23 protein-coding genes and 2 pseudogenes are annotated in these 23,312 nt (G+C 58.7%); 17 read left to right on the forward strand and 8 right to left on the reverse strand.

The genetic code is table 11. The features are described from left to right. Positions 1–12 precede the first annotated feature (12 nt). The 4 genes and pseudogenes from F0169_RS10360 to metG all read right to left on the reverse strand — a co-directional run bounded on the left by F0169_RS10360 (position 13) and on the right by metG (position 4,195). Positions 13–195 carry a PA3496 family putative envelope integrity protein gene (locus F0169_RS10360; RefSeq protein WP_058412695.1) on the reverse strand — a complete coding sequence of 61 codons (183 nt, stop codon included), beginning with the start codon at positions 193–195 and terminating at the stop codon, positions 13–15. Between the two features lie 107 nt (positions 196–302). Beyond that, on the reverse strand, positions 303–941 hold the full coding sequence (gene nth / locus F0169_RS10365) for an endonuclease III (protein ID WP_152746444.1): 639 nt from the start codon (positions 939–941) through the stop codon (positions 303–305). A gap of 715 nt (positions 942–1,656) precedes the next feature. After that, positions 1,657–2,031 (reverse strand): annotated as a pseudogene (gene rsxB, locus F0169_RS28385) (electron transport complex subunit RsxB); the annotation flags it as partial. A 112-nt stretch (positions 2,032–2,143) separates the two neighbouring features. Then, positions 2,144–4,195 carry a methionine--tRNA ligase gene (metG, locus tag F0169_RS10375; RefSeq protein WP_058412693.1) on the reverse strand — a complete coding sequence of 684 codons (2,052 nt, stop codon included), beginning with the start codon at positions 4,193–4,195 and terminating at the stop codon, positions 2,144–2,146. Positions 4,196–4,367: 172 nt separating this feature from the next. Here metG and apbC point away from each other — a divergent pair, with 172 nt between their 5' ends. Then, positions 4,368–5,462, forward strand: a complete 1,095-nt coding sequence (gene apbC, locus F0169_RS10380; RefSeq protein WP_152746445.1) for an iron-sulfur cluster carrier protein ApbC — start codon at positions 4,368–4,370, stop codon at positions 5,460–5,462. A 533-nt stretch (positions 5,463–5,995) separates the two neighbouring features. Here the strand turns inward: apbC and fdxA are convergent. Both fdxA and mutS read right to left on the reverse strand, forming a co-directional pair. Continuing rightward, positions 5,996–6,319, reverse strand: coding sequence for a ferredoxin FdxA (fdxA, locus tag F0169_RS10385; protein WP_058412691.1), 324 nt, complete (start codon positions 6,317–6,319; stop codon positions 5,996–5,998). Between the two features lie 143 nt (positions 6,320–6,462). Next, positions 6,463–9,042 carry a DNA mismatch repair protein MutS gene (mutS, locus tag F0169_RS10390; protein ID WP_152746446.1) on the reverse strand — a complete coding sequence of 860 codons (2,580 nt, stop codon included), beginning with the start codon at positions 9,040–9,042 and terminating at the stop codon, positions 6,463–6,465. A gap of 172 nt (positions 9,043–9,214) precedes the next feature. Between mutS and F0169_RS10395 the strand changes: the two genes are divergently transcribed. Beyond that, entirely contained in the window at positions 9,215–9,943 is a 729-nt protein-coding gene (locus F0169_RS10395) for a zeta toxin family protein (RefSeq protein WP_241679101.1), read from the forward strand. 305 nt (positions 9,944–10,248) lie between these two features. Here the strand turns inward: F0169_RS10395 and F0169_RS10400 are convergent, their stop codons facing one another. Together F0169_RS10400 and F0169_RS10405 are read right to left on the reverse strand one after the other, a co-directional pair. Then, complete coding sequence (locus F0169_RS10400) at positions 10,249–11,019, reverse strand: tyrosine-type recombinase/integrase (RefSeq protein WP_341869096.1); 771 nt, start codon at positions 11,017–11,019, stop codon at positions 10,249–10,251. A 239-nt stretch (positions 11,020–11,258) separates the two neighbouring features. Beyond that, positions 11,259–11,540 carry a DUF3077 domain-containing protein gene (locus F0169_RS10405; RefSeq protein ID WP_058412686.1) on the reverse strand — a complete coding sequence of 94 codons (282 nt, stop codon included), beginning with the start codon at positions 11,538–11,540 and terminating at the stop codon, positions 11,259–11,261. Positions 11,541–12,931: 1,391 nt separating this feature from the next. Between F0169_RS10405 and F0169_RS10415 the strand changes: the two genes are divergently transcribed. From F0169_RS10415 to F0169_RS10475, 15 genes and pseudogenes are all read left to right on the forward strand, one after another. Then, complete coding sequence (locus tag F0169_RS10415) at positions 12,932–13,666, forward strand: LexA family transcriptional regulator (protein ID WP_082649018.1); 735 nt, start codon at positions 12,932–12,934, stop codon at positions 13,664–13,666. 704 nt (positions 13,667–14,370) lie between these two features. Beyond that, positions 14,371–14,709: a phage holin family protein gene (locus F0169_RS10420; protein ID WP_058412684.1), complete on the forward strand. Its 339-nt coding sequence runs from the start codon at positions 14,371–14,373 to the stop codon at positions 14,707–14,709. Between the two features lie 21 nt (positions 14,710–14,730). Then, a complete protein-coding gene (locus F0169_RS10425; RefSeq protein WP_152746448.1) occupies positions 14,731–15,246 on the forward strand; it encodes a hypothetical protein in 516 nt (171 codons plus the stop codon). Between the two features lie 3 nt (positions 15,247–15,249). Further along, positions 15,250–15,861, forward strand: a complete 612-nt coding sequence (locus tag F0169_RS10430; RefSeq protein ID WP_152746449.1) for a phage baseplate assembly protein V — start codon at positions 15,250–15,252, stop codon at positions 15,859–15,861. Between the two features lie 9 nt (positions 15,862–15,870). Further along, positions 15,871–16,203 (forward strand): phage baseplate protein, encoded by a 333-nt coding sequence (locus tag F0169_RS10435; protein ID WP_152746450.1) that lies wholly within the window; start codon positions 15,871–15,873, stop codon positions 16,201–16,203. Beyond that, complete coding sequence (locus tag F0169_RS10440; RefSeq protein WP_152746451.1) at positions 16,200–17,195, forward strand: baseplate J/gp47 family protein; 996 nt, start codon at positions 16,200–16,202, stop codon at positions 17,193–17,195. Before F0169_RS10435 ends, F0169_RS10440 begins: the two co-directional genes overlap by 4 nt. Beyond that, the gene (locus F0169_RS10445; protein WP_152746452.1) at positions 17,192–17,818 is read left to right on the forward strand and encodes a phage tail protein I; all 627 of its coding nucleotides are present in this window, start codon (positions 17,192–17,194) and stop codon (positions 17,816–17,818) included. Before F0169_RS10440 ends, F0169_RS10445 begins: the two co-directional genes overlap by 4 nt. Next, positions 17,819–18,340 (forward strand): annotated as a pseudogene (locus F0169_RS27850) (phage tail protein); the annotation flags it as partial. It abuts the gene before it with no gap. Continuing rightward, entirely contained in the window at positions 18,323–18,757 is a 435-nt protein-coding gene (locus F0169_RS28390; RefSeq protein ID WP_421555869.1) for a gp53-like domain-containing protein, read from the forward strand. The pseudogene F0169_RS27850 and the gene F0169_RS28390, both read left to right, overlap by 18 nt. A 7-nt stretch (positions 18,758–18,764) precedes the next feature. After that, positions 18,765–19,193 carry a phage tail assembly chaperone gene (locus F0169_RS10455; RefSeq protein ID WP_122249867.1) on the forward strand — a complete coding sequence of 143 codons (429 nt, stop codon included), beginning with the start codon at positions 18,765–18,767 and terminating at the stop codon, positions 19,191–19,193. 92 nt (positions 19,194–19,285) lie between these two features. Then, complete coding sequence (locus F0169_RS27370) at positions 19,286–19,459, forward strand: hypothetical protein (protein ID WP_172979402.1); 174 nt, start codon at positions 19,286–19,288, stop codon at positions 19,457–19,459. A 2-nt stretch (positions 19,460–19,461) separates the two neighbouring features. Beyond that, the gene (locus F0169_RS10460; protein ID WP_152746454.1) at positions 19,462–20,628 is read left to right on the forward strand and encodes a phage tail sheath protein; all 1,167 of its coding nucleotides are present in this window, start codon (positions 19,462–19,464) and stop codon (positions 20,626–20,628) included. Then, on the forward strand, positions 20,628–21,134 hold the full coding sequence (locus F0169_RS10465) for a phage major tail tube protein (protein WP_058412676.1): 507 nt from the start codon (positions 20,628–20,630) through the stop codon (positions 21,132–21,134). Before F0169_RS10460 ends, F0169_RS10465 begins: the two co-directional genes overlap by 1 nt. Before the next feature lie 169 nt (positions 21,135–21,303). Beyond that, positions 21,304–21,876 (forward strand): phage tail assembly protein, encoded by a 573-nt coding sequence (locus F0169_RS10470; RefSeq protein WP_152746455.1) that lies wholly within the window; start codon positions 21,304–21,306, stop codon positions 21,874–21,876. A gap of 127 nt (positions 21,877–22,003) precedes the next feature. Continuing rightward, positions 22,004–23,312: phage tail tape measure protein (locus F0169_RS10475; RefSeq protein ID WP_152746456.1), on the forward strand; the 1,309-nt coding region annotated here is incomplete at its 3' end.

The following is a 23,312-nucleotide window of genomic DNA, read 5'->3' on the forward strand; positions in this document are numbered from 1 at the left end:
TCAACGGGTCGATTAGAGATCGAAGTCGTAATCGGCCAATTGTTTCTGCAAGCGGCGCTCTTCCAGAAGGTTGTCGATCGTGCGACGTTTGCTCAGATTGGTCTTGGCCACCTCAGCAACAGGTGCTTCCCCATCGTCTTCCGACTCTGCAACGAGGTCGTCTTCCAGATCCAGTTGTTCTTTGCCAGTGCTCATAAGGTTAACTCCAGGCTAAGAATGCCGTTGGCGCCCCTTATAACGATATTCCATGGCGGGGTAAAAAAGATTTTTTCAATCGAGTGATCGGGAAACGCAATGAAGCCTCAATCGTCTGAGGTCTTCTCCTTGTATTCGCACAGGTCTTCGATACGGCAGCTCCCACAGCGCGGTTTGCGGGCCTGGCAAACGTAGCGCCCGTGCAAGATCAGCCAATGGTGGGAATCAAGCAGATACGCCTTGGGCACGAACTTCATCAGTTGTTTTTCCACCTCAACCACGTTCTTGCCGCGCGCGATGCCGGTTCGGTTGCTGACGCGAAAAATATGCGTGTCGACCGCCATGGTCAGTTGCCGGAACGCGGTATTGAGCACCACGTTCGCGGTTTTGCGGCCCACGCCGGGGAGGGCTTCGAGGGCTTCGCGGGTGTTTGGCACTTCGCTGCCATGCAGCTCTACGAGCAGGCGGCAGGTTTCGATAACATTTTTGGCCTTGCTGTTGTACAGACCGATGGTCTTGATGTATTCGGACAACCCGTCTACGCCCAAGGCATGGATGGCCTCCGGCGTATTGGCTACCGGGTACAGTTTTGCGGTGGCCTTGTTCACGCCAACGTCCGTGGATTGGGCCGACAGAATCACCGCAATCAGTAACTCGAACGGCGAGGAATAGGCCAGTTCGGTTTTAGGTTCCGGATTGTCTTCGTGAAGCCTGCGGAAGATTTCCAGGCGTTTTGCGGCGTTCATGGGGCAGGTAGTTCCTTGCAGGCAGTCAACGTGATTGTGAAAAGTGTGCACAGGCAGGGGAGCCTGCCAGCCATAACCCCGGCAGGATAAACCATCACCACGCTACCCGGCAGCCTGCGGTGCTTGCTGCGGCTCACGCGCTGAGGTGAGCGTCCACCTGACGCTGCGCGTCTTCCAGCGTGCGTTGTGCGGCCTGCAGTTCATCCGCGCTGACGCCCGGCTGGCGTTGCAATTTGCCGACATTCGCCCGGGCATACGCCAGCTGGATTTTCGCGCGCTTGAGCTCGGGGTCTTTGCTCGTCGTCGTTGACGCCGGTGGCGGGCTGTTCACTTCCAGTGCATCCAGTGCCTGCTCAGCCGCTTCGAATTGCTGCTGCAGCACAATCAATTGCGACTGTTGCTCAAAGGTCGGCGGGTGACCAAACGCCTTCAACGATTTATGTAACTGGGCGCGGCTCATGGCCACGCTGATTTTGGCTTTTTTGACCGCAGCATCCCTGGCCGCTTGCGCTGTGTTGGCCTGCACCGGCGCAACCGGCGTCGAACGCTTGGCCCGCGCGAGGCGCTCGGCGAGTTTGTGGGCTTCTTCGCGTTGCAAGCGCGCATTGCGTTGTTCGTAGCGTCGCCGCGCCCGGTCACGCTTGAGGCCACGTTCATGGCGTTCATGGTCGTTGGCCGCCATGCCGCCGACAATCGGCAGCACGTTGGCCGCCGGGCGCATCTCAATGCAATCGACAGGGCAGGGCGCAACGCACAGGTCGCAGCCGGTGCACTCATCAACGATCACGGTGTGCATCAACTTGGCGGCGCCGACAATCGCATCCACCGGGCAGGCCTGGATGCATTTGGTGCAGCCGATGCATTCGGCCTCACGTATATAGGCGACAACGGCTGGGGCTTCGCCACGGCGGGTATCGAGTTCCAACACCGGCACACGCAGCAGTTGCGCAAGGCCCGCGATGGTTTCCTGCCCACCCGGCGGGCACTTGTTGATCGCCTCACCGGCGGCGATGCCTTCGGCGTAAGGCTTGCAGCCTGGGTGCCCGCATTTGCCGCATTGGGTCTGCGGCAGCAGCGCGTCGATACGTTGAATCAGGTTCATGGGCATGCCGGTTGAATACATAACGCTTGTACAGGTAAGCCGCTCGCCATACATCACGCGCGCGTCATAAAACAGGCCCGCTTACCGCGGGCCTTGAGCCTTACTTGATACGTTGCCCTGGCTTGGCGCCGCTGTCCGGGCTCAGCAGGTAGATTTCCTCACCGCCGGGGCCGGCCGCCATCACCATGCCTTCGGAAATGCCGAACTTCATTTTCCGTGGCTTGAGGTTGGCGATCATCATGGTCAGGCGACCATCGAGCTTGGACGGATCCGGATAAGCGCTCTTGATCCCGGAGAACACGTTGCGTTGCTCGTCACCGATGTCCAGCGTCAGGCGCAGCAGCTTGTCGGCGCCTTCCACGGCTTCGGCCTTGATGATCAGCGCAACGCGCAGGTCCACGGCAGCAAAGGCGTCGAAGTCGATCTCCGGGGACAGCGGGTCCTTAGCCAGTTCGCCGTTGCCGGCAGGCGCGGGCTCGCCGGTGTCGGTCTGGCTGGCGATCAGGTCTTCTTTCGAAGCGTCGGTCATCGCCTGCACGTTGACCGGGTCGATACGCGTCATCAGCGGCTTGAACGCGTTCAGTTGGTGGTTGCCGAGCAAGCTGGCGTGGTCATTCCAGGTCAGCGGCGCGACGTTGAGGAACGCCTCGGCATCGGCGGCCAGCAACGGCAGTACCGGCTTGAGGAAGATCACCAGTTGGCGGAACAGGTTGATGCCCGTGGCACAAATCGCCTGCACTTCAGCCTGCTTGCCTTCCTGCTTGTTCAGCGACCACGGCGCCTTGTCGGCGATCCAGGCGTTGGCGCGGTCGGCCAGGCCCATGATCTCGCGCATCGCACGGGCAAAGTCGCGCGCTTCATAAGCGTCGGCAATGCTTGGCGCGGCCGCCAGGAACGCGTCGGTCAGTTCCGGCGCGGCGTTCTCGGCCACCAATACACCGGCATTGCCCTTGTGGATAAAACCCGCGCAGCGGCTGGCGATGTTGACCACTTTACCGACCAGGTCCGAGTTGACCTTCTGTACGAAGTCTTCCAGGTTCAGGTCGAGGTCATCGACGCCACGGCCCAGCTTGGAGGCGTAGTAGTAGCGCAGGTATTCCGGCGACAGGTGGTCCAGGTAGGTGCGCGCCTTGATAAAGGTGCCACGCGACTTGGACATCTTCTGGCCATTCACCGTCAGGTAGCCGTGCACCGCGATGCCGGTCGGCTTGCGGTAGCCCGAACCTTCAAGCATCGCCGGCCAGAACAGCGCGTGGAAGTTAACAATGTCTTTGCCGATGAAGTGGTACAGCTCGGCAGTCGAGTCCTTGGCCCAGTACGCGTCGAAATCCAGCGACGGCGTGCGGTCACACAGGTTCTTGAAGCTGGCCATGTAGCCAATCGGCGCGTCCAGCCACACATAGAAATACTTGCCCGGCTGATCGGGGATCTCGAAACCGAAGTACGGCGCATCGCGGGAGATGTCCCACTGTTGCAGGCCGGCGTCCAGCCATTCGGCGATCTTGTTGGCCACGGCGTCCTGCAGGGTGCCGCTGCGGGTCCAGGTTTGCAGCATCTGCTGGAAATCCGGGAGCTTGAAGAAGAAGTGCTGCGAATCTTTAAGCACCGGCGTGGCGCCGGAGATGGCCGACTTCGGGTCTTTCAGGTCAGTGGGCGCGTAGGTCGCACCGCACTTCTCGCAGTTATCGCCGTACTGGTCTTCGGTGCCGCATTTAGGGCAGGTGCCCTTGATGAAGCGGTCGGCCAGGAACATTTTCTTTTCCGGGTCGAAATACTGCGTAATCGAGCGCGTATCAATATGCCCGGCGTCGCGCAGGCGCTTGTAGATCTGGCTCGACAGCTCGCGGTTTTCTTCGGAATGAGTGGAGTGGAAGTTGTCGAAATCGACCAGGAACTCGGCAAAGTCGGCGCTGTGTTCAGCCTGCACATTGGCGATCAGTTGTTCCGGGGTGATGCCTTCCTTTTCGGCGCGCAACATGATGGCCGAACCGTGGGCGTCGTCCGCGCAGACATAAATGCATTGGTTGCCGCGATGCTTCTGGAAGCGCACCCACATATCGGTCTGGATGTACTCAAGCATATGGCCAAGATGGATAGAACCATTGGCATAGGGCAGGGCGCTGGTGACGAGGATCTTGCGTGGCTCGGACATGGGGCTCGGCTACTTGATGAAACGGAGGTCGGCCACTATAAAGCGCCCGCAAATATATTTCACCCCGTGGCGTTGTTTCAGCAGCGTGCGCGCCGTCGAAAGCATGCCGCTGGGCGCCTGGAACGGTTAGGATAGCCGCCTGTTTCAGTCAGTCTTTTTTCGGGAGTAGCCCATGAGCGCCGTCACTCGCGCAGCGGTGGAAGCCGTTCTTCGCCAATACACCGACCCCTATTTGAACCAGGACCCGGTCAATGCCGGTTGCGTGCGCGCCATCGAGATTCAGGGTGATCAGGTCTCGGTCCAGTTGCAACTGGGCTATGCCGCCGGCCTGTTCAAAAGCGGTTGGGCGCAGATGCTGCAAATGGCCATTGAAGGCTTGGACGGTGTGCGTTCGGCCAAGGTCGACATTCAATGCGTGATCGCCGCGCACAAGGCCCAGGCGCAAATCCCGGGCCTGGCCAACGTCAAGAACGTGGTCGCCGTGGCGTCCGGCAAGGGCGGCGTGGGCAAATCCACCACCGCCGCCAACCTGGCGCTGGCGCTGGCCCGTGAAGGGGCGCGCGTGGGTATTCTCGACGCCGATATTTACGGCCCCAGCCAGGGCGTGATGTTCGGCATCGCCGAAGGCACGCGGCCCAAGGTCAAGGACCAGAAGTGGTTCGTGCCGATTGAGTCGATGGGCGTGGAAGTCATGTCCATGGCCTTCCTCACCGATGACAACACACCGATGGTCTGGCGCGGGCCGATGGTCTCCGGCGCGTTGCTGCAACTGGTTACGCAGACCGCCTGGGGCGACCTCGACTACCTTGTGATCGACATGCCGCCCGGCACCGGTGACATCCAGTTGACGCTGGCGCAGAAAGTCCCGGTGGCCGGCTCCGTCATCGTCACCACGCCGCAGGACCTGGCGTTGCTTGACGCAAAAAAAGGCGTGGAGATGTTCCGCAAGGTCAACATCCCGGTGCTGGGCGTCGTGGAAAACATGGCGGTGCACATCTGCTCCAACTGCGGCCACGCCGAGCATCTGTTTGGCGAGGGCGGTGGCGAGAAGCTGGCGACCCAGTACGGCGTCGAATTGCTCGCCTCGTTGCCATTGGCGATGGAGATACGTGAGCAGGCCGATGGCGGCAAGCCCACCGTGGCGGCCGAGCCCAATGGGCCGATTGCGATGATCTACCAGGAACTGGCCCGTCATGTGGGCGCGCGAATCGTTCTGCAAGAAGCGGCTGCGCCTGCGATGCCGACGATCACAGTCAGCGACGACTGATCCCTCCCTGTGGCGAGCGGCCCTGCGGCGAGCAGCCCGCTCGCCACAGATAATATGGCCCCCTGTATGGGGGTTTTTTATTGCCTGAAAAATGCTCAACGGGGGCCGATGCTGCTTTTACGCAGTTGTGCGCGTAAGCATTCACTTACTTCTGCGTAAGTGTTCGGTTTTTTTACCGGGTGTGTGCGACTCAAAACGTCGAGAGATTTTTCTATCTATTTGAAATATAACAATTATTTATGTGTCGCTCATCGGCCAAGCGTGTCAGCCAGAGGTTTGGATCCCGTTGAACTTCCTTTGGAACTCTCTAATATCAGCCCTGTGTCCACGGATTGACACGGCCATCAAGGAACGATGGTTCGACGGAACATCGCGGGATGCGATTCATCAGGATGATGAAAAGGATCAAAGGGACTATGGAGAAAATGTGGGCGGGTCATACCGCCCCTTTTTTTCGCCTGTAGAAAAGTGAAACCCGCCACGCAGAAACGCAAAAAGGCCCGCAAGGGGCCTTTTCGAGGGCGTCGACGCTGTTAGCGTATGAGGTCTTTGATCTTGCCTTTCACGCCATCAAATTCGGCCGCATCCGGCAGCGAATCTTTCTTCTCAGTGATATTCGGCCAGATTTCCGCCAACTCGACGTTCAACTGAATAAATTCCTGCATCTCTGCCGGGACTTCGTCCTCGGAGAAAATAGCGACGGCCGGGCATTCTGGCTCACACAGGGCGCAGTCGATGCACTCATCCGGGTGGATAACCAGGAAGTTCGGGCCTTCGTAGAAGCAGTCCACCGGACACACTTCTACGCAGTCGGTGTACTTGCACTTGATGCAGTTGTCGGTGACGACGAAGGTCATTTCTAATTTTCTCCTCAGGCGGCGGCAGCGAAACCCCTTATCGGCGGGGCTCGCGAGGTTTGAGAGCGATAGTCTGCGGACCAGGCTAAAAGCCCGCAGCATCCCAAACCGCGCGAGATTCTATCAGCTTGCAAGCGTCTGCGTTAGACCCGTGTCTTCAGTGCATAGAGCATTTCCAATGCTTTACGCGGGGTCATGTCATCCAGGTCAAGTTTTGCCAACTCATCGAGGACCGGATGCGGCAAGCTGGCGAACATATCACTCTGGTGCGGCGCGCTGGGTTTGTTTTTGCCTTTGGCTGGGCTGGCGACCACGGTTTCGTGGGGCAGCGCCGTGGTTTCCAGGCGGCTCAGGTGCTCGCGGGCGCGGGTGATCACATCGTTTGGCACGCCGGCCAACTGCGCCACGGCCAGGCCATAACTCTGGCTCGCCGGCCCCGGCAGCACGTGGTGCAGGAACACGATGCGCTCGTTGTGCTCGGTGGCATTAAGATGCACGTTGGCCACCAGCGGCTCGCTTTCGGGCAATACCGTCAGTTCAAAATAGTGCGTGGCGAACAGCGTATAGGCACGCAAGTGCGCCAAGCGTTCGGCCGCCGCCCACGCCAAAGACAGGCCGTCGAAGGTGCTGGTGCCGCGACCCACTTCGTCCATCAGCACCAAACTGCGCTCGGTGGCGTTGTGCAGGATGTTGGCGGTTTCGCTCATTTCCACCATAAAGGTCGAACGGCCACCGGCCAGGTCATCGCTGGAGCCGATCCGCGTGAAAATACGGTCGACCAACGACAACTCGCAACTGGCCGCCGGCACAAAGCTGCCGATGTGCGCCAGCAACACGATCAACGCGGTCTGGCGCATGTAGGTGGATTTACCGCCCATGTTCGGACCGGTGATCACCAGCATGCGGGTGTCATCATCCAGCGACAGGTCGTTGGCGACGAACGGCGTGGTCAACACCTGCTCCACCACCGGATGGCGCCCCTGCACGATGCGCATGCACGGCTCGCTGACAAACCGCGGGCAGTTCAAATCAAGGTTCAGCGCGCGCTCGGCGAGGTTGCTCAACACGTCCAGTTCCGCCAAGGCGGCGGCCGTGTCTTGCAGCGGCGCCAGCTTGCCGATCAGGTCTTCAAGCAAGGCTTCATAGAGCATTTTTTCGCGGGCCAGCGCGCGGCTCTTGGCCGACAGCGCCTTGTCTTCGAATTCCTTCAGTTCCGGCGTGATAAACCGCTCCGCGCCTTTGAGGGTTTGACGCCGCTGATAGTCGATCGGCGCCTGCTCGGCCTGCTTGCTCGGCAACTCGATAAAGTAGCCGTGCACACGGTTGTAACCGACCTTCAAGTTGGCCAGGCCGGTGCGGGCTTTTTCGCGGGCTTCCAGGTCAATCAGGAACTGCCCGGCGTTTTCGCTCAGCGACTGCAACTCGTCCAGCTCGGTGTCGTAACCGGTTTTAAGCACGCCGCCGTCACGGATGATCGCCGGCGGGTTGTCGATGATGGCTTTCGCCAGCAGCGCCGCGAGGTCCGGGTAAGTGCCGGCCGTCACGGCCAACTGTTGCAGGTGCGGCGTGTCCAGTTCGGTCATCGCCACTTGCAGCTCTGGCAGGGCGCCGAGCGCATCACGCAGGCGCGCCAGGTCACGAGGGCGCGCGTTACGCAGGCCAATCCGCGCCAGGATGCGCTCAATATCGCCGATTTCCTTCAACTGCGGCTGCAGCTTTTCAAAGCGATAGCCGTCGAGCAAACAGGTAATAGACGACTGCCGCGCTTGCAGCACCGCCAAGTCGCGCAGCGGACGGTTCAGCCAACGGGTCAGCAAACGGCTGCCCATCGCGGTTTGGCAACGGTCGACCACCGACTGCAAGGTGTTGTCGCGCCCGCCGGCCAGGTTGGTATCCAGTTCCAGGTTGCGCCGGCTGGCGCCATCCAGCACCACCGTGTCGTCCAGACGGTCATGGCGCAGGCTGCGCAAATGCGGCAACGCGGTGCGCTGGGTTTCCTTGGCATAACTGAGCAAGCAACCGGCAGCGCCGATGGCCAGGGTCAGCGTCTCGCAGCCGAAGCCTTTAAGGTCCTGCACCGAGAATTGCTGGCACAGGCTTTTCAGCGCCGAATCACGCTCAAAATCCCACGGCGCGCGACGCTTGGCCCCACGACGTTTTTCTGCCGGCAAATCCTTCGGCCAATCATCCGGAATCAACAACTCCACCGGATTGATGCGCTCCAGCTCCGCCAGCAAGCTCTCCCAGCCCTTGATCTCCACCACACTGAAATTGCCACTGGTGATGTCCAGCACCGAAAGGCCAAACAAACGCTCATCACCCAACACCGCGGCGATCAAGTTATCGCGGCGCTCATCCAGCAACGCCTCATCACTCACCGTGCCCGGCGTAATGATGCGCACCACCTGGCGCTCCACCGGCCCCTTGCTCGTCGCCGGGTCGCCGATCTGCTCACAAATCACCACCGACTCGCCCAGCTTCACCAACTTGACCAAGTAGCCTTCCAACGAATGGTAAGGAATCCCACACATCGGAATCGACTGCCCCGCCGACTGCCCGCGCGCGGTCAAGGTGATGTCCAGCAACTTGGCGGCCTTCTTCGCATCTTCGTAGAAGATCTCGTAGAAATCGCCCATGCGATAGAACATCAACTGATCAGGGTGCTGGTTTTTCAGGCGCCAGTACTGCTGCATCATTGGGGTGTGGCTGGAAAGGTCTGTCATACGGGGGTTTCAGCTCTGCCTGTCTATTTGACGATTCACATCTGTCTAATAATACAGGGATTCAGTAACCAATGCCGATGAGGCTCGCAGGGCAAATTCCGACACGCGGCATAGGATTTTCTGGTGATAGCGTATAAAATCTCCCACCCGAAAAGTGAGCGTTCATACGGATATGAGTCATCTTGAAGACTTGCAGATGGAGGCTGCGCTGCTTTTCGCGAAAGCCAACAAGAAGCGGATTGCTCGGGAGTTTACAAACCCTGCTATCTACCTTCCCGATCGCTCACCCGTTTCAGTTTTCATGTCAGGATGCGCGGGCGCCGGCAAAACCGAAGCGGCGAGTGAGCTGATCAGTGAAATCGATGACAACTCTGGATTCCGCACCATGCGTATCGATCCAGACGATCTCCGTCATCATTTCGAAGGCTATGTGGGTACGAATTCATGGATGTTTCAGCGGGCTGCTTCAATTCTTGTTGACAAGATTCATGATATGGCGTTAGAACAGAGTCAGTCTTTCGTTTTGGATAGCACTTTGTGCAATTTCGATAAGGCCGACCTGAACATAGCTCGCTCCCTAAAGAAAGATCGTAAATGCGTCATCATGTTTGTCTACCAAAAGCCTGAATTGGCTTGGAGGTTTGTACAGGCTAGAGAGCGTAAGGAGGGGCGTAGAGTCCCTCCAGAAGTTTTTGTTGAGCAGTTTTTCACCGCAAAAGATGTTGTGAACGCCCTGAAGGTCAAATATCGCAACCGTTTGCAGTTGAATCTGCTCATAAAAAATACTGATGCTTCCTTGCAGATCACCGAGGAAGACATAGACTCAATCCATGGCGACCTGCACGTCGGTTATGACCGTCAGGGCCTTCTAAAGCACCTCAAGGCTGGGGCAATGTTATGAAAAAAGTACAAGCCGCTCGTTCGACTCCGTTTTCTGAGTTTTTCCGTAGCGCATCTACTGACCAGAAGAAGCGTGTGTATGCAGTTGTGTTGCAGCGCGCCACTGAGCGGCAGCTGAATGTGTTAAAGGCTGGATAAGCTTTAGCTCAGCCACAAAAAAGCCGCAGAGATGCGGCTTTTTTATGCCGTTAAATCGGCCTTTTCCGGCATCTTTGGCGGCAGGCCGACATTCATTTTTCGCAGGCGCAGATAACGCTGCGTCATCTTGGCGTCCGTCTGACCGCCCAGTTTCTGTACTTCATTGCCCTAGTCGTCGGTATCGGAAAGAGACTTGGCGAGCAGGTCGTGAAGGCTCGCATCCTCGACTCCAGCCTTCTTGCAGCTGATCGCAAACGCGTCCTTGACCGAGCTGTAATGCACCGGCTTCTCGCCGCGCGGAGAACAGAATAGGGTCAGGCCACGGACCTTCCGGGGCAGCGCTTTGATCCGGGCAATCAAATCCTCGAGGTCGGGCGTCATCTGTACCAGAAGTCTGGCGTTGGTCTTTTCCTGCTTGAAGGCGATCCTATCGGCACAGATATCCGCCAGGCGGATGGCCAGAACGTCACCGATGCGCTGGCCGGTCAGGTAACACATCTCGTAGATGACACGCATGTTGTCGCTTGAATTGGCGCAAATCGACTGGAATTCACCGTGAGTGATGTAGCGGTCGCGCTTGTGTTCTAAGTGGCGTCTAACGCCTATGTAAGGGGTCGAGTCGACGATCTGCTGCTCCAGTGCGTAGGCAAACACCGCGCGCAGTACCGAAATAACCCGGTGCGACATATTCGGCGTGTCCGCCATGTGAAGCTTGCGCGCGACGACGTGCCGCTGCAGCACCTCTCGGGGCTGGAAGTCGGCGAATTTTTCCTTCAGCCGCTCGCATGCCGCTTCGTACTGCTTGAGGGTGTTCTGCTTGAGGGGCGGCTTTGTCCTAGTGCGCATCTGTTTGAGCGCATCGTCGATATCAACAGGCTCTACGCCGCTGTTGCTCTTGATAACGTTGGGCCTGGCTGGTTTTGGCACATAGCCGGACATGCGACTTCCTTTTCGTCCTGGGAGAGTCGCGGATGAGGCTAGGGAAGAATGGCGTTACCGGGAATTCAAGACCGTCGACGCGAGTCGTAGGATCGTTCCGAAAAGTTGAGCAGCGCTTTCAAAGCGCATCAGTAAAGGCGTAACCACGATTGACTGCGCGCAGTGATGCCGGGCAGTCATTGCGCGACAAGCCCGCACGTACAGTGGGGGCGGCAAGCGCCCCTTTTTGCTTTTGCCCCTTACTGAGTGCCGACGGGCGAATCCAACACCTTCACTACATCATCAATCACCGCTTTTACCATCTCCTGCAAGTAATGCGACGCCCAGGCATAACGGTCCGTTTCCTTGGTCATCGCCGCATCTTCTGAGAGCTGCTTCGCGACGTGGAGGAGGTCGGAGGCGTGTTGCAAAGCTTCGTGCAGAGAAACGCCGCTGTTGACGCGGAAAAGAGGTTGGTCGGAGTGGAAAGAGAAGGGGGTGACGCCGAGGGTGGTTAATGCAGACGGATTTGTCGCGGTCATCGGTAAAACTCCCATATCAATTGAGAGCTACCACATTCGTTATCAGGCGAATGGGCGCTGTGCGCCTTGATTAACTCGGGTTCTCATGCCCGTCGCTGAATTTGCAGCGACCGGGGGAGGTTAGCGTGATGGTGGGGAGGGTGCAAGTGGGAATAATAAGGCCCTTTGCTTGGTCTGAGTGCCAGTGGGCTCAAGCTCGCTGAAGGCGCCTTGAACTGATCATTTGAAGCTTTAATACTAAGGTTGATCAGCCATGGTCATTGGTTTAATGGCTAAGGCCGCTTTCGGCCAGAAGCGGACGTTTTGAGGAGAGAAATTAAATCCGCCCCCTTCATCCACTATGCCTTTCTCGTCTCTTCCATTACGAGTCACAGGCCTACGGACCTGAGCAGCGGCCAATACCAAGGGGACCTAGATCGCTGGAGGGCGGTTGTAGCGTCCATATTCCAGGCGCTGGATTTTTATGGAGATCATCGCGAAAAGGAGGAGGATACCTATGCCGCCGGAAGCCGCGACAACCACGGAAAAAGCCCCCCCAAATATGAGCAATACTGCCGGTGCTCCTGAGCGCAGCGAAGACGAGACAAACAAGCGAAATCACGAATCCCAGAATCGCAATGGCCAACGAGCACTCCCGCTCAAATTTGTCCTGAACCGGATCCCCACCGACTAGTGTTCTCGGAATCTCCCGAATGCAAGCCGCCCAGATAGAAACGCAGAAAAAAGAGAACGCCGGAAACTGCAGGGAAATATCAGGTTCGGGGTTCGAAAAATAGATGATGAAAAGCCATATAAGCACAGGCATCAACGTCAGAAGCACTTCATACGTCGCCCAAACCGATGACCGAGCGATGATGCTTCCATTCGACATTGACGCCTTCCCGCTCCCATTTCCTTCACTCAAAATCTGTCTCCTGCCAATAAATGAATGATAAAAGTCGTCCGCGTACAGGCGGTGACCGCAATGACGGCCCTCGGCTTGGCGGGCGAGTAATGATATCAAATAGGCATCATCCATGATAGAGATTGGAACAACCGATCGGTTCGCCGGTGTGCTGTACTGAAGACGCGATTTAAATGCCCGCCCCTTGGGATAAAGGGGACGGATTTAATTTCTCTATTCAAAACGTCCGCTCTTTCCGCTTGCAGTCCCTTACTTTAAGTAGGCTTATGGGCAGGTAGTTAAAAGGACGAGTACAACTCGGCCTGAATCGCCTTTAATTTTCTAGACGAAACAGAATGACCCCTTTTGGCAGAAAGAAGCCTTCCAGAACGTTGAGCTTTTCGACTGCTTGGAGCCTCACGCACACCCAGGTCTTGTTTCTTGGAAATGCATAATCTATGCAAATTAGCATTTGCCAACCCCCAAATCCCCCGTCATCATCCGCGTTATGCAAAAACGCAACGTTTCAACCGTCTTAAGAGAGCTACTCGACCGCGACCGGATCTCCCCCACGGAGCTTCACCGGCGTACCGGCGTGCCTCAATCCACACTCTCCCGGATTCTCAGCGGCAAGATCGTTGACCCGTCGGATAAACACATCTCGCGCATCGCCGAGTACTTTCGCGTGAGCACCGACCAACTGCGCGGGCGCGTGGCGGTGGGCGCTTTGCGTGACGACGGGCGTGACCCGATGCATTCGGAGCTCAAGGACATAAGCCTGTGGGATGACGACACGCCCGTTAATGATGACGAGGTGTCGATCCCCTTTCTGCGTGAGGTTGAATTGGCTGCTGGATCAGGAAGATTCGTCATCGAGGAAAGCGAGAAGGCCAGCCTGCGTTTCGGCAAGCGCAGCCTTCGGCATAACGGTGTGCAGTTCGATCAGGCCAAGTGTGTGACGGTGCGCGGCAACAGTATGTTGCCGGTGCTGCGCGACGGCGCCACGGTGGGGGTGAATGCGGGCAAGTGTGGTATCGGCGATATTGTTGACGGCGACTTGTACGCCATCAACCACAACGGCCAATTGCGCGTGAAACAGCTCTATCGCTTGCCTTCCGGTATTCGCCTGCGCAGTTTCAACCGCGATGAGCACCCGGACGAGGACTACAGCTTTCAGGATATTCAGGATGAGCAGATCAGCATCCTCGGCCATGTGTTCTGGTGGGGTATGTACGCCCGTTAACCTTCTTGCGTAAGACCAAACCCGCCATGAGCGGGTTTTTTTTCGCCTGTAAAAACCGCCAAACCCTTTGTCCACCGGGCTTAAAATGCATTCATGCATTTCCACGGCAAAAATAAATGCACTGATGCATTGACTGTATATTTATACAGGCATATTCTTTATCTCAAGCCAGCCAACAAGGTCTGGTGGAGGCGGCAAGGATGCTGCCAAGGAAGACAAGGAAGGCAAGCAACATCGGCAAGGACGCCATCGAAGCGATGGCAGGGAAGCCAGGTAACACCGGCAAGGATGCCGACGCTCTTTAGTTGTAACGCTTTGAAAAACAGGCAGCGATGAACCGGCCTTAACGGTTCAGAGGGTTGGCAACTGACCCGGGTGCGCAGCGTAAAGCACCAGAAGCAGTTATCCGGCAGACAGGGATCGTGGTCGGAAAAAACATGGAGACAGGTCCGTACCGCGCCAGTAGCGCCGAAGGACCAGTGCCTTGCCTCACCCTTACGGGGCCTTTTTTGACGGCGTTTTATCGCCACGCCGGGTTGCCAGGCAACCGCGGTCATTTTTCAAAAGGTGCGTAAGGGTGGGGCAGGGCACAGGACATCATTACTGAAAAGCCTGGGCGACCGGGCTTTTTGGAATGCTTACCTATAAATGGATTTACCCAGAACCCGGCACTCTGCCGGTAATGCTCAGCCAGGAGGCGTGACATGACAAACGAGCAGCAAGCGTTGGCGGAAATGCCTGTCTGGCTGGTGATCGCACTGGCCGTGATCGGCGGGGTTTCCGGCGAAATGTGGCGCGCCGACAAAGAGGGCGCCCGCGGGTGGTCGCTGGTCCGGCGTCTGGCCCTGAGGTCCGGGGCGTGCATGGTGTGCGGGGTTTCAGCCCTAATGCTGTGTTACGCCGCCGGTATGTCGATTTGGACCGCCGGCGCCATCGGCTGCCTGACCGCCATGGCGGGTGCCGACGTGGCCATCGGCCTGTATGAGCGGTGGGCGGCCAAGCGCATCGGGGTCAACGAAAGCTCCCGCCCGGACCCGCAGTAACCGTTGCAAGGACGCTACCTAATGACACTTATCGAAAAACCATCCCAACTGCTACAGGCGATTGGCGAGGCGCTGCACCGTGCATTCCCGGACCTGAAGGTCGGCAGTTATCAGGACTTTCAGGGCGCCGTGGAACAAACCGCGGTGTTGATTTCGGTCGAGGGCAATGGCACGGGCACTCGCTCTTGCGAAGGGCGCAAGGCCCACGCCTTGGCGATCTCGCTCAAGGCCATTCTGGCGCCGGGTGCACTGCCATTTGACGCCTGCGACCTGGCCAGCCAACTCATGGACCTGGTGCTGGATAACCGCTGGAACTTGCCGCTGGCGCAGTGCGATTTGCCGATCAATATCGTTGCCGCGCCCTCTATTCAGAGCACCGCAGAAAAGGACTACGACACCTGGACTGTTTCCTTCACCCAAACACTCTATTTGGGGCCGGAGTTACTCAACGATCCCACAGGCCAACCGCTGTTCGCCTGCACTTGGGACGTGTCGAACATCGATGATCCCGGTCAATACAAACCACTGGCGGAGTAGCCCATGTTCGACGCGCTGTTACGCATGCAACTGGGGCCGATTGTCGAGCGCCTGGCAGAGATGGAAGCCCAACTCGAAGACGTGTATCGACGTGCCGAGAGTGTGTGCCGGATTGGCATTTGCCAGGAAGTCGACGCCGCCAGCAACACCTGCAAGGTCAGCCACGGTGAGTTGCTCACGCCGGCGATCCGCTTTTTCAACCCCAGCGCGGGTGCGCAAACCGAAACCCGTATCCCCACCGTGGGCGAGCAGTGCGTGTTGCTCAACTACGGCGGCGGTGAGGGCGGCGCGCAATCGGTGGCGCTGTTCGGCCTCAACAGTGATCGCTTTCCGCCGGTTTCCAGCGTGGCGACGCTCACAAGGCGGCGCCATCAGGACGGCACCCAAAGCGACTACGACGACGCCAGCCATACCTTCAACTGGGTCAACGGCACCACCACGTTCACAGGTTCGCGCGAACAGGTTGAAGCCAGGGTCGGCGCGGCCGGCCTGACGATGAACGCCCAAGGCATCACCCTGCAAGTCGGCGGCACTCTTTTAGTGTTGGATGCGGCTGGCGCGCACTTCAGCGGCCCGGTGGTGGACCACCAGGGCCGAGTCATCAGCCCCCGATAAGGACATCGCATGATCGGAATAGATCGAAACACCGGGGCAGCCGTCGATGACTGGCTGCAGTTCGTGCAGCGCGCCACCCGAGCGCTGACCACACCCGTGGGTACTCGCCAAAAACGCCCGTTGTACGGCTCGATGGTCCCGCAATTGCTCGGCCAAAACCTTGGCGACGACCTGCTGATTCTCGCGCAAAGCCATGCGGCTCAAGCGTTCTATAACGCGCAGAACGGCATCGGCGACTTTCAGCCCCAGGTCATCGTCGCCACCCGCCAGGGCGCAGGCCTGTTGCTGCGGTTTGCCGGCACCTGGAAAAACCGCCAACAAACCTTCGAGGTCGTGACATGAGCATGTTGATCCCCGGCCAGAACCAACTGGCGGAACCGGCCATCATTGCGGTGGATGAGTTCGAACCGTTGCTGGCTGAATTCAAGGCGTTTGTTATCGACTACGTGGCCACCCGAGCGCCGCAAAGCGCGGCCAAACTCAAGGTTAGCCTCGACAATGAAAGCGAGTTGCTGACCCTCGCCCTGGAAGCTTTTTGCGTGCGTTTGCAGACTCACGAACGCAAATACAACGCACGCATCAAGCAGATGCTGGCGTGGTGGGCCACCGGTAGCAACCTGGATGCACGCCTGGCCGATATGGGCCTCGAACGCCAAGTGCTCGACCCCGGCGACCCGGCGGCTTTCCCGCCCGTACCGCCGACGCTTGAAAGCGACGACGACGCCCGCTTGCGTTATTACCTGGCACCGCATGCCCCGGCGGCGGGCTCGCGGATGCAGTATCGCCGAGAGGTGTTCACCCTGGGCGAACGGCCGTCGGTGAACGTGCAGAGCGCCACTCCGGGCGTGGTCACGGTCAGTTACACCTTTGACCCGGACGGCTACGCGGCGCAGGTCAAGGATGGCAATGGGCGTCGAACGGCGCCCGGTGAAGTGATGGTCACCGTGCTCTCCCGCGACGGCGACGGTACGCCATCGGCGGATTTGCTTGACGGTGTTCGTCGCCATTTCGCACGGCCGGATGTGCGGCCCGAGACGGATTTGGTCAGCGTGCAAGCTGCGCAAATCCTGCGCTACAAAATTCGCGTGGTGGCCAGGATCAACGCAGGTCCCGATTCCGGCCTTACTCAAGTCGCCGCGCAGAAACTGCTGCAAGACTACGCAGAGTCGTGTCATCGCCTGGAAGGCCGCGTAGATCCGAGCTGGATCGATTACGCGATCCACAGTGCCGGGGCGGCGCAACTGCAAATCCTTGAACCGCTGGCGCCGATCATCGGCACTGCGTTCCAGGCCCCGTATTGCACGGGCGTCGAGGTGGAGGTGCGCACGCTATGAGTGAGAAAAACACTTTGCTGCCCGCCAACAGTTCGCCGCTAGAGAAGGCGCTGGACCTGGGATTCGGCTATTTGCTTGAGCGGGTGACGCCACCGTTTCCTGCATTGATGGACCCGGCGAACACACGTGATGCATTTTTGCCCTACCTGGCGGTGGATCGTGGCGTCAGCGAATGGAGTACCACGGCGCCTGAAACCGAAAAACGCCTGACGGTGAAACTGGCTTGGCCCACTGCACGTCAGGCCGGCACCCGCCAGGCCCTGGAAAACGCCGCCAAGGGCCTGCAACTGGTGCCCGAGGTGCGCGCCTGGTACGAGCAAGACCCAAAGGGCGTGCCCTATAGCTTTTCCATACGGGCCTACACCGAATTGCCCTACAGCGAAACCATCGACGCGCGGCTCGACCGGCGTTTGGCGGATGCCAAAAGTGAGCGCGACATCGTGTCGATCTCCGTAGGTTTGGGCGTGTCGGGCCGCCACTTCATCGGTGCGCTGACGCTGGGTGGTGAGCTCACCTCAATTTACCCAAGGGTTCTGGCAGGGGCCGAGTCCTCGGGGCGTGTCGTTACGGCGATCGGGCTCTACACCGTCGAAACCACTACCCTTTACCCACAGGAGCACTAAATGGCTGATTACTACACCCTGCTCACCGACGCCGGCATCGCCTATGAAACCGCCTGCAAAGCGGCTGGCGTGCCGGTCAAGCTGACGCAGATTTCCATCGGTGACGGTAACGGCGCCGCTTACAACCCTGACGCCAGTGCCAAGGCGCTCAAACGCGAAGTCTGGCGTGGGCCTCTTAATGCGTTGTTTCAAGATGAAAAAAACCCCAGTTGGTTGATGGCCGAGGTCACGCTGCCTGCGCAGGTTGGCGGGTGGTATGTGCGCGAGGCCGGGTTGTGGACCGACACGGGCATCTTGTACGCCATCGCCAAATATCCGGAGTCTTATAAGCCTGTCTTGGCGGCGTCCGGGACAGGCAAAGAGTTTTACATTCGGGCGATTTTTGAGACCAGTAACGCGTCGATGGTGACGTTGCTGATTGACGATACAGTGGTCAAAGCCACCCGCGCCTGGGTCATCGATTACGTCGCCAAGTCGACCTATAGAAAGTCCGAAGTCGATGCAATGACCGCGCAGGCCACCGAGTCAAATCGTGGTACGGCAAAGGTTGCAACGCAAGTTCAGACCCTTCAGGGGTTGGATGACGCCACCATCATCACGCCTAAAAAGCTGCGCTTAGGGTTTTCTATCTCCTTGGGTGTTAACAGTTACGTGGTCTTTCCAAGTTGGTTGGGTGGTTTGATCCTGCAGATGGGTTACAGCAGCGTCGTAACAACCGAGTCGGTTATTGCTTTCCCTTTAGCTTTTCCAAACCGTTGCCTGTGGGTTTCCGAGTGCGACAACACTGGCGCGAACGGCACTATGAAGACTGTCTGGCAGTTTCGCTCTATTACTGCAACCGGCTTGAATGCGCTGAACATGGGCACGCTTACCAAAGGCTCAAGCACCTTTAACACGACGACCGCGTCAGGTTGTGTCTACTTTGCAATCGGTTACTGAGGTTCAGATGAAGCGTTACTACAGTCAAGAAACGGGATGCACTTACTTGGACGGCCTTCATCAAAGGATGCCCCCGGATGCTGTTTTCCTAACCGAAGAGCTCTATGCAGCGGTTATTCGTGATGCCGGCATCAATACTGTTCGCCGCCATGATGAGCAGGGGTTGCCCTATCTGGTTGACGTCGTGCCCAGTGCTTTCGACCTTGCGCTCGAAGCGCGCAGTTGGCGTGACAATCAACTGACGGCGGTCACCTGGTTGCGCGATCGGCATCGCGATCAACTGGAAATGATGGCGCCTACCACCCTGGACCATGAACAGTACCTGGCCCTGCTGACGTATATGCAGGCGCTGCGCGACTGGCCCCAATCCGCGCAGTTTCCTAACGCTGAACATCAGCCATCAGCACCGCTGTGGCTTGCCGAGCAGGCCGAATAAGCGCCCTGCATTGTCCGGGCAAGTTCTTTAGCCCACTTACGCTTTCACTCAATACCGCGCCAAGCGGTTTTTTTTCGCCTGGAGATCCACACATGTACACCCGCCAAACCTACACCGTCCTCATCCCGTTCCCCATCGGAGGTGGCCATTGGTCCACCGCCGGCCAGGAACTCGAACTGCTCGACGTCGAAGCCTCCGCGCTGCGCACCGCTGGCCGTCTGGAACTGACCAGCGTCCTTAACTCCACCCCCAAGAAGGCTGACTAATCATGGCTGAGGTTTTGAACTTCGAGCACAACGGCATCACCGTGAATGCCACCGAATCTCCCGAGGCCATGGGTGGCCTGGGCGATAACGTGATCGGGCTGGTCGGCACTGCGCCGAATGCGCATGCGTCGATCCCGAAAAACGCGCCGTTTCGCATCAACAGCTTCACCACTCAGGCGCTGCTGGACCCTACCGGCGCTGAAACCGGCACACTGTTTCAGGCTGTTTACCAGATTCTCAAAGTGGTCAAAGTACCGGTTTACGTGGTGATCGTGGAGGAGGGCGCAACCCCGGCCGACACGCTGAACAACGTGATCGGCGGCAACGAGCCGGTCACCGGGCGCAAACTTGGCCTGGCTGCGCTGAGCAGCGTGCCGGAAGACCTGACCATTATTGGTGCGCCGGGCTTCACCGGCACCAAGGCCGTTGCCGGTGAGTTTGCCGCGTTCGGCAAGCGCATCAAGGCGCGTGTGGTGCTGGATGGCAAGGACGCTTCGGTCGCTGACCAAGTGATTTACAGCGGCGAGCTGGGCGGTGCCGACCTCGGCTTCGACCGTTGCCTGCTGGTGCACAACCTGCCGTCGGTGTACTCCAAAGCGGCGAAGAAAAACGTGTTCCTGGCGCCGTCGTCGCTGGCTATCGCTGCACTGGCCAAGGTCAAGCAGTGGGAAAGCCCGGGCAATCAGGTGACGTTCGCCGAGGACGTTTCCCGCGTGGTCGAGTACAACATCCTCGACACCTCCACCGAAGGCGACCTGCTCAACCGCTACGGCGTGAGCTACTACGCGCGCACCATCCTCGGCGGTTTCTCGCTGTTGGGTAACCGCTCGATCACCGGCAAGTTCATCAGCTACGTCGGGCTGGAAGACGCCATCAGCCGCAAGCTGGTCAAGGCCGGCCAGAAAGCCATGGCCAAGAACCTCACCAAGTCCTTCATGGACCAGGAGGTCAAGCGCATCAACGACTGGATGCAAACCCTGGTTGCCGACGAAACCATTCCCGGCGGCAGCGTGTACCTGCACCCGGAACTGAACAGCGTCGAGAAGTACAAGAACGGCACCTGGTTCATCGTCATCGACTACGGCCGCTACGCGCCGAACGAACACATGGTTTATCAACTCAACGCCCGCGATGAAATCATCGAGCAGTTCCTGGAGGACGTTCTCTAATGTTTACCAACCGAATCAGACAGGCCCTTGCGGCCACCCTTCAAGGCCTGCCGTTGTCGGCAACGGTCAATTCGTTCGCACCGCCGAAGATCGACTTCGACATGGAGTCGATGACCGGCGGACGCTTCATCGGCGAAGAAATGGCCAAGAGCGCCAAGGTGCTGAATGCCACCCTGGAGCTGCAAGGTGCAGGGCCGGAAATCATGCTGGCCCTGGGCGTGACCTTGGGTGAGGACATTTTGCTGAACGTGCGCGAAGCCGGTCAGGACCAGGACGGCAAGACGTACTTCACCTACCACACCGTCGGTGGCAAGTTGAAATCCCTGACCGAAACCACGTTGAAAATGGGCGATAAACCGGCCATCACGCTGGAACTCTCCTGCCGCACGTACAGCCGCCTGGAAAACGGCATTCCGGTAATCGACATCGACGTGCGCACCCAGAAGTTCGTGCTCAACGGCGTCGACATCCTCGGTGATGCCCGCCGCGCCGTGCTGATGCCGTAAAGCGCAATGCGCGCCCTGTGGGAGCGGGCTTGCTCGCGATAGCGCCAGGTCAGCCGACACCTGTGCTGATCGACCCACTGCCATCGCGAGCAAGCCCGGCTCCCACAGTGACCGCGCGCGCAGCTTAACGCCGCGCTGCCTTTTAAAACGCTTATCAAGGAATGACCTAATGGCCTGGATGCCACCGCTGCACCGCCTGCTGTCCCCGATCACCGCTGACACCGGCGCGACGATCGAAAAAATCCAACTCAAGCCGCTGTTCTACGCCGCGCAAAAAGACGCGCTGGCCCGCGCCGGTGACGACGAGGACGACCAGTTCTTCGAGCTGGCGAAACTCGCCACCGGCCTGTCAGAAAAAGAGCTCGACCAACTCAAGCGTCCGGACTACGTGAGCATCGCCCAATACGTCCACGAAATGTCGACGCGCCCTGCGTCGTTCTTCCTGGATGAACGCACTGCGGCGAACCACGATCAGCCGGTCCACTTGCTGTTGCCGTTGGCGGCAGCCGGTCGAACCCAGACTGAACTCGCGTTGGAAATGCCCGCCCTGCGCGTGACCAAAGTGATGAAAAAGCTCGCCACCAACAAGGAGCGCGCCGAGTTCATCACCGCGCACTGCACCGGCCTGATGATCCCTGATATCGCCGGCCTGACCGTGCCCGACTGGACGGAACTGCAGGAGCGCATCGACGATTTTTTAAATCAACCGGCGGACTTCTTTCGGAGCGCGACATCGAAGTAATCCTCGATGTGGTACCGCTGATTTATTCGGTCAATGAGGCGGAGATCCTCGACTGGGACGCCGGAAAAGCATTGCGCCGCTACGACATTGCGATCACTCGTCTTGGCGTCAAACAGGAGTAAGCGGGATGCAAGACAAGTATTCGCTCACGTATGCCATGGCCAAGGATGGCCAGCAGGTGTTCGGCAGTGTCGGCGGTGCGATGGACGCCGCCGTCGTCAACGCAGGGGCTTTGGTGCCCGAAACTAGTCGGGCGGCTGCAGCATCATCGGGCGTGGAGTTGGCGCTGGCCAATGCAGGCGTTGAGGTGAATCGCCTCAGCCTGTCCTTGAGCCAATTGCGTGACAGCGTGGATGCGCTGGAAACCTCTTTATTGCCGTTCAAGGCACTGGATGTTCAGCCGTCAAAGACCGCTGAGCAAACCGAGCCCAAGGCTGGCGCTGCATTGACGTCGAGCACGTCAGAGAACCTCAGCCATACCCGCGAATCCCTAAAAGTCGTCACCGCACAGGTGCTCGACCCGGTCGCAGCGCTTCGATCTTCCAACGCCAATCTGTCGCTTGATACGACCACAACGTCGCAAAAGTCGATCAGCGTTCTGCGCGAGGAATCCACTGAAAGCGAAAGTCGCCTTTCCAAAACGCTTGAGCCCGCGCCGATGTTGTTCGAAGGCGCCTGGCTGAAGGCCAAGACCCGGGTGGTGGACGGCGCAAATGACCTCGCCGGCGATTCGCCTGTTGCGGCCAGTGCATTAAAAACGGCAGGCGCCGTGATCATGCCGATGCTTGAAAGTATGGGCGAAACCATCAAGACCCGCGTTACCGATAAAGTGGTCGATGGAACACTCGGTAAGCTGCCGTTCATCGGCAAGCTGTTCAAGGAAGGTGATTCCGAAAAGGGCAACGATAAAGACAGCGATAAAGGCGATGGCAAAGATTGCTGCTGTCCGCCTGCGGCCGAAGCCCCGCGTGGGCGCGAGCGTTTTGGCCCAAGAAACACCGGCAGGAAAACCAACGCAGGCAAGCCGAAACCCGCCCGTTCGCAGGCAGCCGCCAGAACCCCGGCGAAAAAAAACGCTGGCTTTTCCGGGTTGGCCCGCAGTCTGTTTGATCGGGTTGCCAAGCCTTTGAGCAGCTCGCTGGCGGGGTTCACTGGCAACGCTCCCGCTCAGGCTTTACTGCCGCCTGCGGCCGAGCCAACCCGCCGCAAAAGGAATAATGCAGCACGCCAATCGGCGCCAGGCAGAGCGCCGGGGTTGGTCGAAGCGACGGCGCGCAGCGTTGTACCGATGCCGTCCGAAGACCGCGCGAATACTTCGTCCCGCGCCCAGCCAAGCCGCCGCAAGAAGGCTAATGCCGCGCGCCAATCGGCGCCAGGCAGAGCGCCGGGGCTGGTCGAAGCGACGGCGCGCAGCGTTGTACCGATGCCGTCCGAAG

Origin of the sequence: Pseudomonas kitaguniensis (genome assembly GCF_009296165.1) — a bacterium.
In the GTDB taxonomy this organism is placed as follows: Bacteria; Pseudomonadota; Gammaproteobacteria; order Pseudomonadales; family Pseudomonadaceae; genus Aquipseudomonas; species Aquipseudomonas kitaguniensis.

Coding starts and splice junctions, on each gene's coding strand:
- F0169_RS10455 (WP_122249867.1), top strand. CDS start 18,765: ATGAAGCGTTACTACAGTCAAGAAACGGGATGCACTTACTTGGACGGC.
- F0169_RS10470 (WP_152746455.1), top strand. CDS start 21,304: ATGGCCTGGATGCCACCGCTGCACCGCCTGCTGTCCCCGATCACCGCT.
- F0169_RS10440 (WP_152746451.1), top strand. CDS start 16,200: ATGAGCATGTTGATCCCCGGCCAGAACCAACTGGCGGAACCGGCCATC.
- metG (WP_058412693.1), bottom strand. CDS start 4,195: ATGTCCGAGCCACGCAAGATCCTCGTCACCAGCGCCCTGCCCTATGCC.
- F0169_RS10430 (WP_152746449.1), top strand. CDS start 15,250: ATGTTCGACGCGCTGTTACGCATGCAACTGGGGCCGATTGTCGAGCGC.
- F0169_RS10395 (WP_241679101.1), top strand. CDS start 9,215: ATGAGTCATCTTGAAGACTTGCAGATGGAGGCTGCGCTGCTTTTCGCG.
- F0169_RS10445 (WP_152746452.1), top strand. CDS start 17,192: ATGAGTGAGAAAAACACTTTGCTGCCCGCCAACAGTTCGCCGCTAGAG.
- F0169_RS10435 (WP_152746450.1), top strand. CDS start 15,871: ATGATCGGAATAGATCGAAACACCGGGGCAGCCGTCGATGACTGGCTG.
- F0169_RS27370 (WP_172979402.1), top strand. CDS start 19,286: ATGTACACCCGCCAAACCTACACCGTCCTCATCCCGTTCCCCATCGGA.
- mutS (WP_152746446.1), bottom strand. CDS start 9,042: ATGACAGACCTTTCCAGCCACACCCCAATGATGCAGCAGTACTGGCGC.
- F0169_RS10465 (WP_058412676.1), top strand. CDS start 20,628: ATGTTTACCAACCGAATCAGACAGGCCCTTGCGGCCACCCTTCAAGGC.
- F0169_RS10415 (WP_082649018.1), top strand. CDS start 12,932: ATGCAAAAACGCAACGTTTCAACCGTCTTAAGAGAGCTACTCGACCGC.
- fdxA (WP_058412691.1), bottom strand. CDS start 6,319: ATGACCTTCGTCGTCACCGACAACTGCATCAAGTGCAAGTACACCGAC.
- F0169_RS28390 (WP_421555869.1), top strand. CDS start 18,323: ATGACCGCGCAGGCCACCGAGTCAAATCGTGGTACGGCAAAGGTTGCA.
- nth (WP_152746444.1), bottom strand. CDS start 941: ATGAACGCCGCAAAACGCCTGGAAATCTTCCGCAGGCTTCACGAAGAC.
- F0169_RS10400 (WP_341869096.1), bottom strand. CDS start 11,019: ATGTCCGGCTATGTGCCAAAACCAGCCAGGCCCAACGTTATCAAGAGC.
- apbC (WP_152746445.1), top strand. CDS start 4,368: ATGAGCGCCGTCACTCGCGCAGCGGTGGAAGCCGTTCTTCGCCAATAC.
- F0169_RS10460 (WP_152746454.1), top strand. CDS start 19,462: ATGGCTGAGGTTTTGAACTTCGAGCACAACGGCATCACCGTGAATGCC.
- F0169_RS10360 (WP_058412695.1), bottom strand. CDS start 195: ATGAGCACTGGCAAAGAACAACTGGATCTGGAAGACGACCTCGTTGCA.
- F0169_RS10420 (WP_058412684.1), top strand. CDS start 14,371: ATGACAAACGAGCAGCAAGCGTTGGCGGAAATGCCTGTCTGGCTGGTG.
- F0169_RS10425 (WP_152746448.1), top strand. CDS start 14,731: ATGACACTTATCGAAAAACCATCCCAACTGCTACAGGCGATTGGCGAG.
- F0169_RS10405 (WP_058412686.1), bottom strand. CDS start 11,540: ATGACCGCGACAAATCCGTCTGCATTAACCACCCTCGGCGTCACCCCC.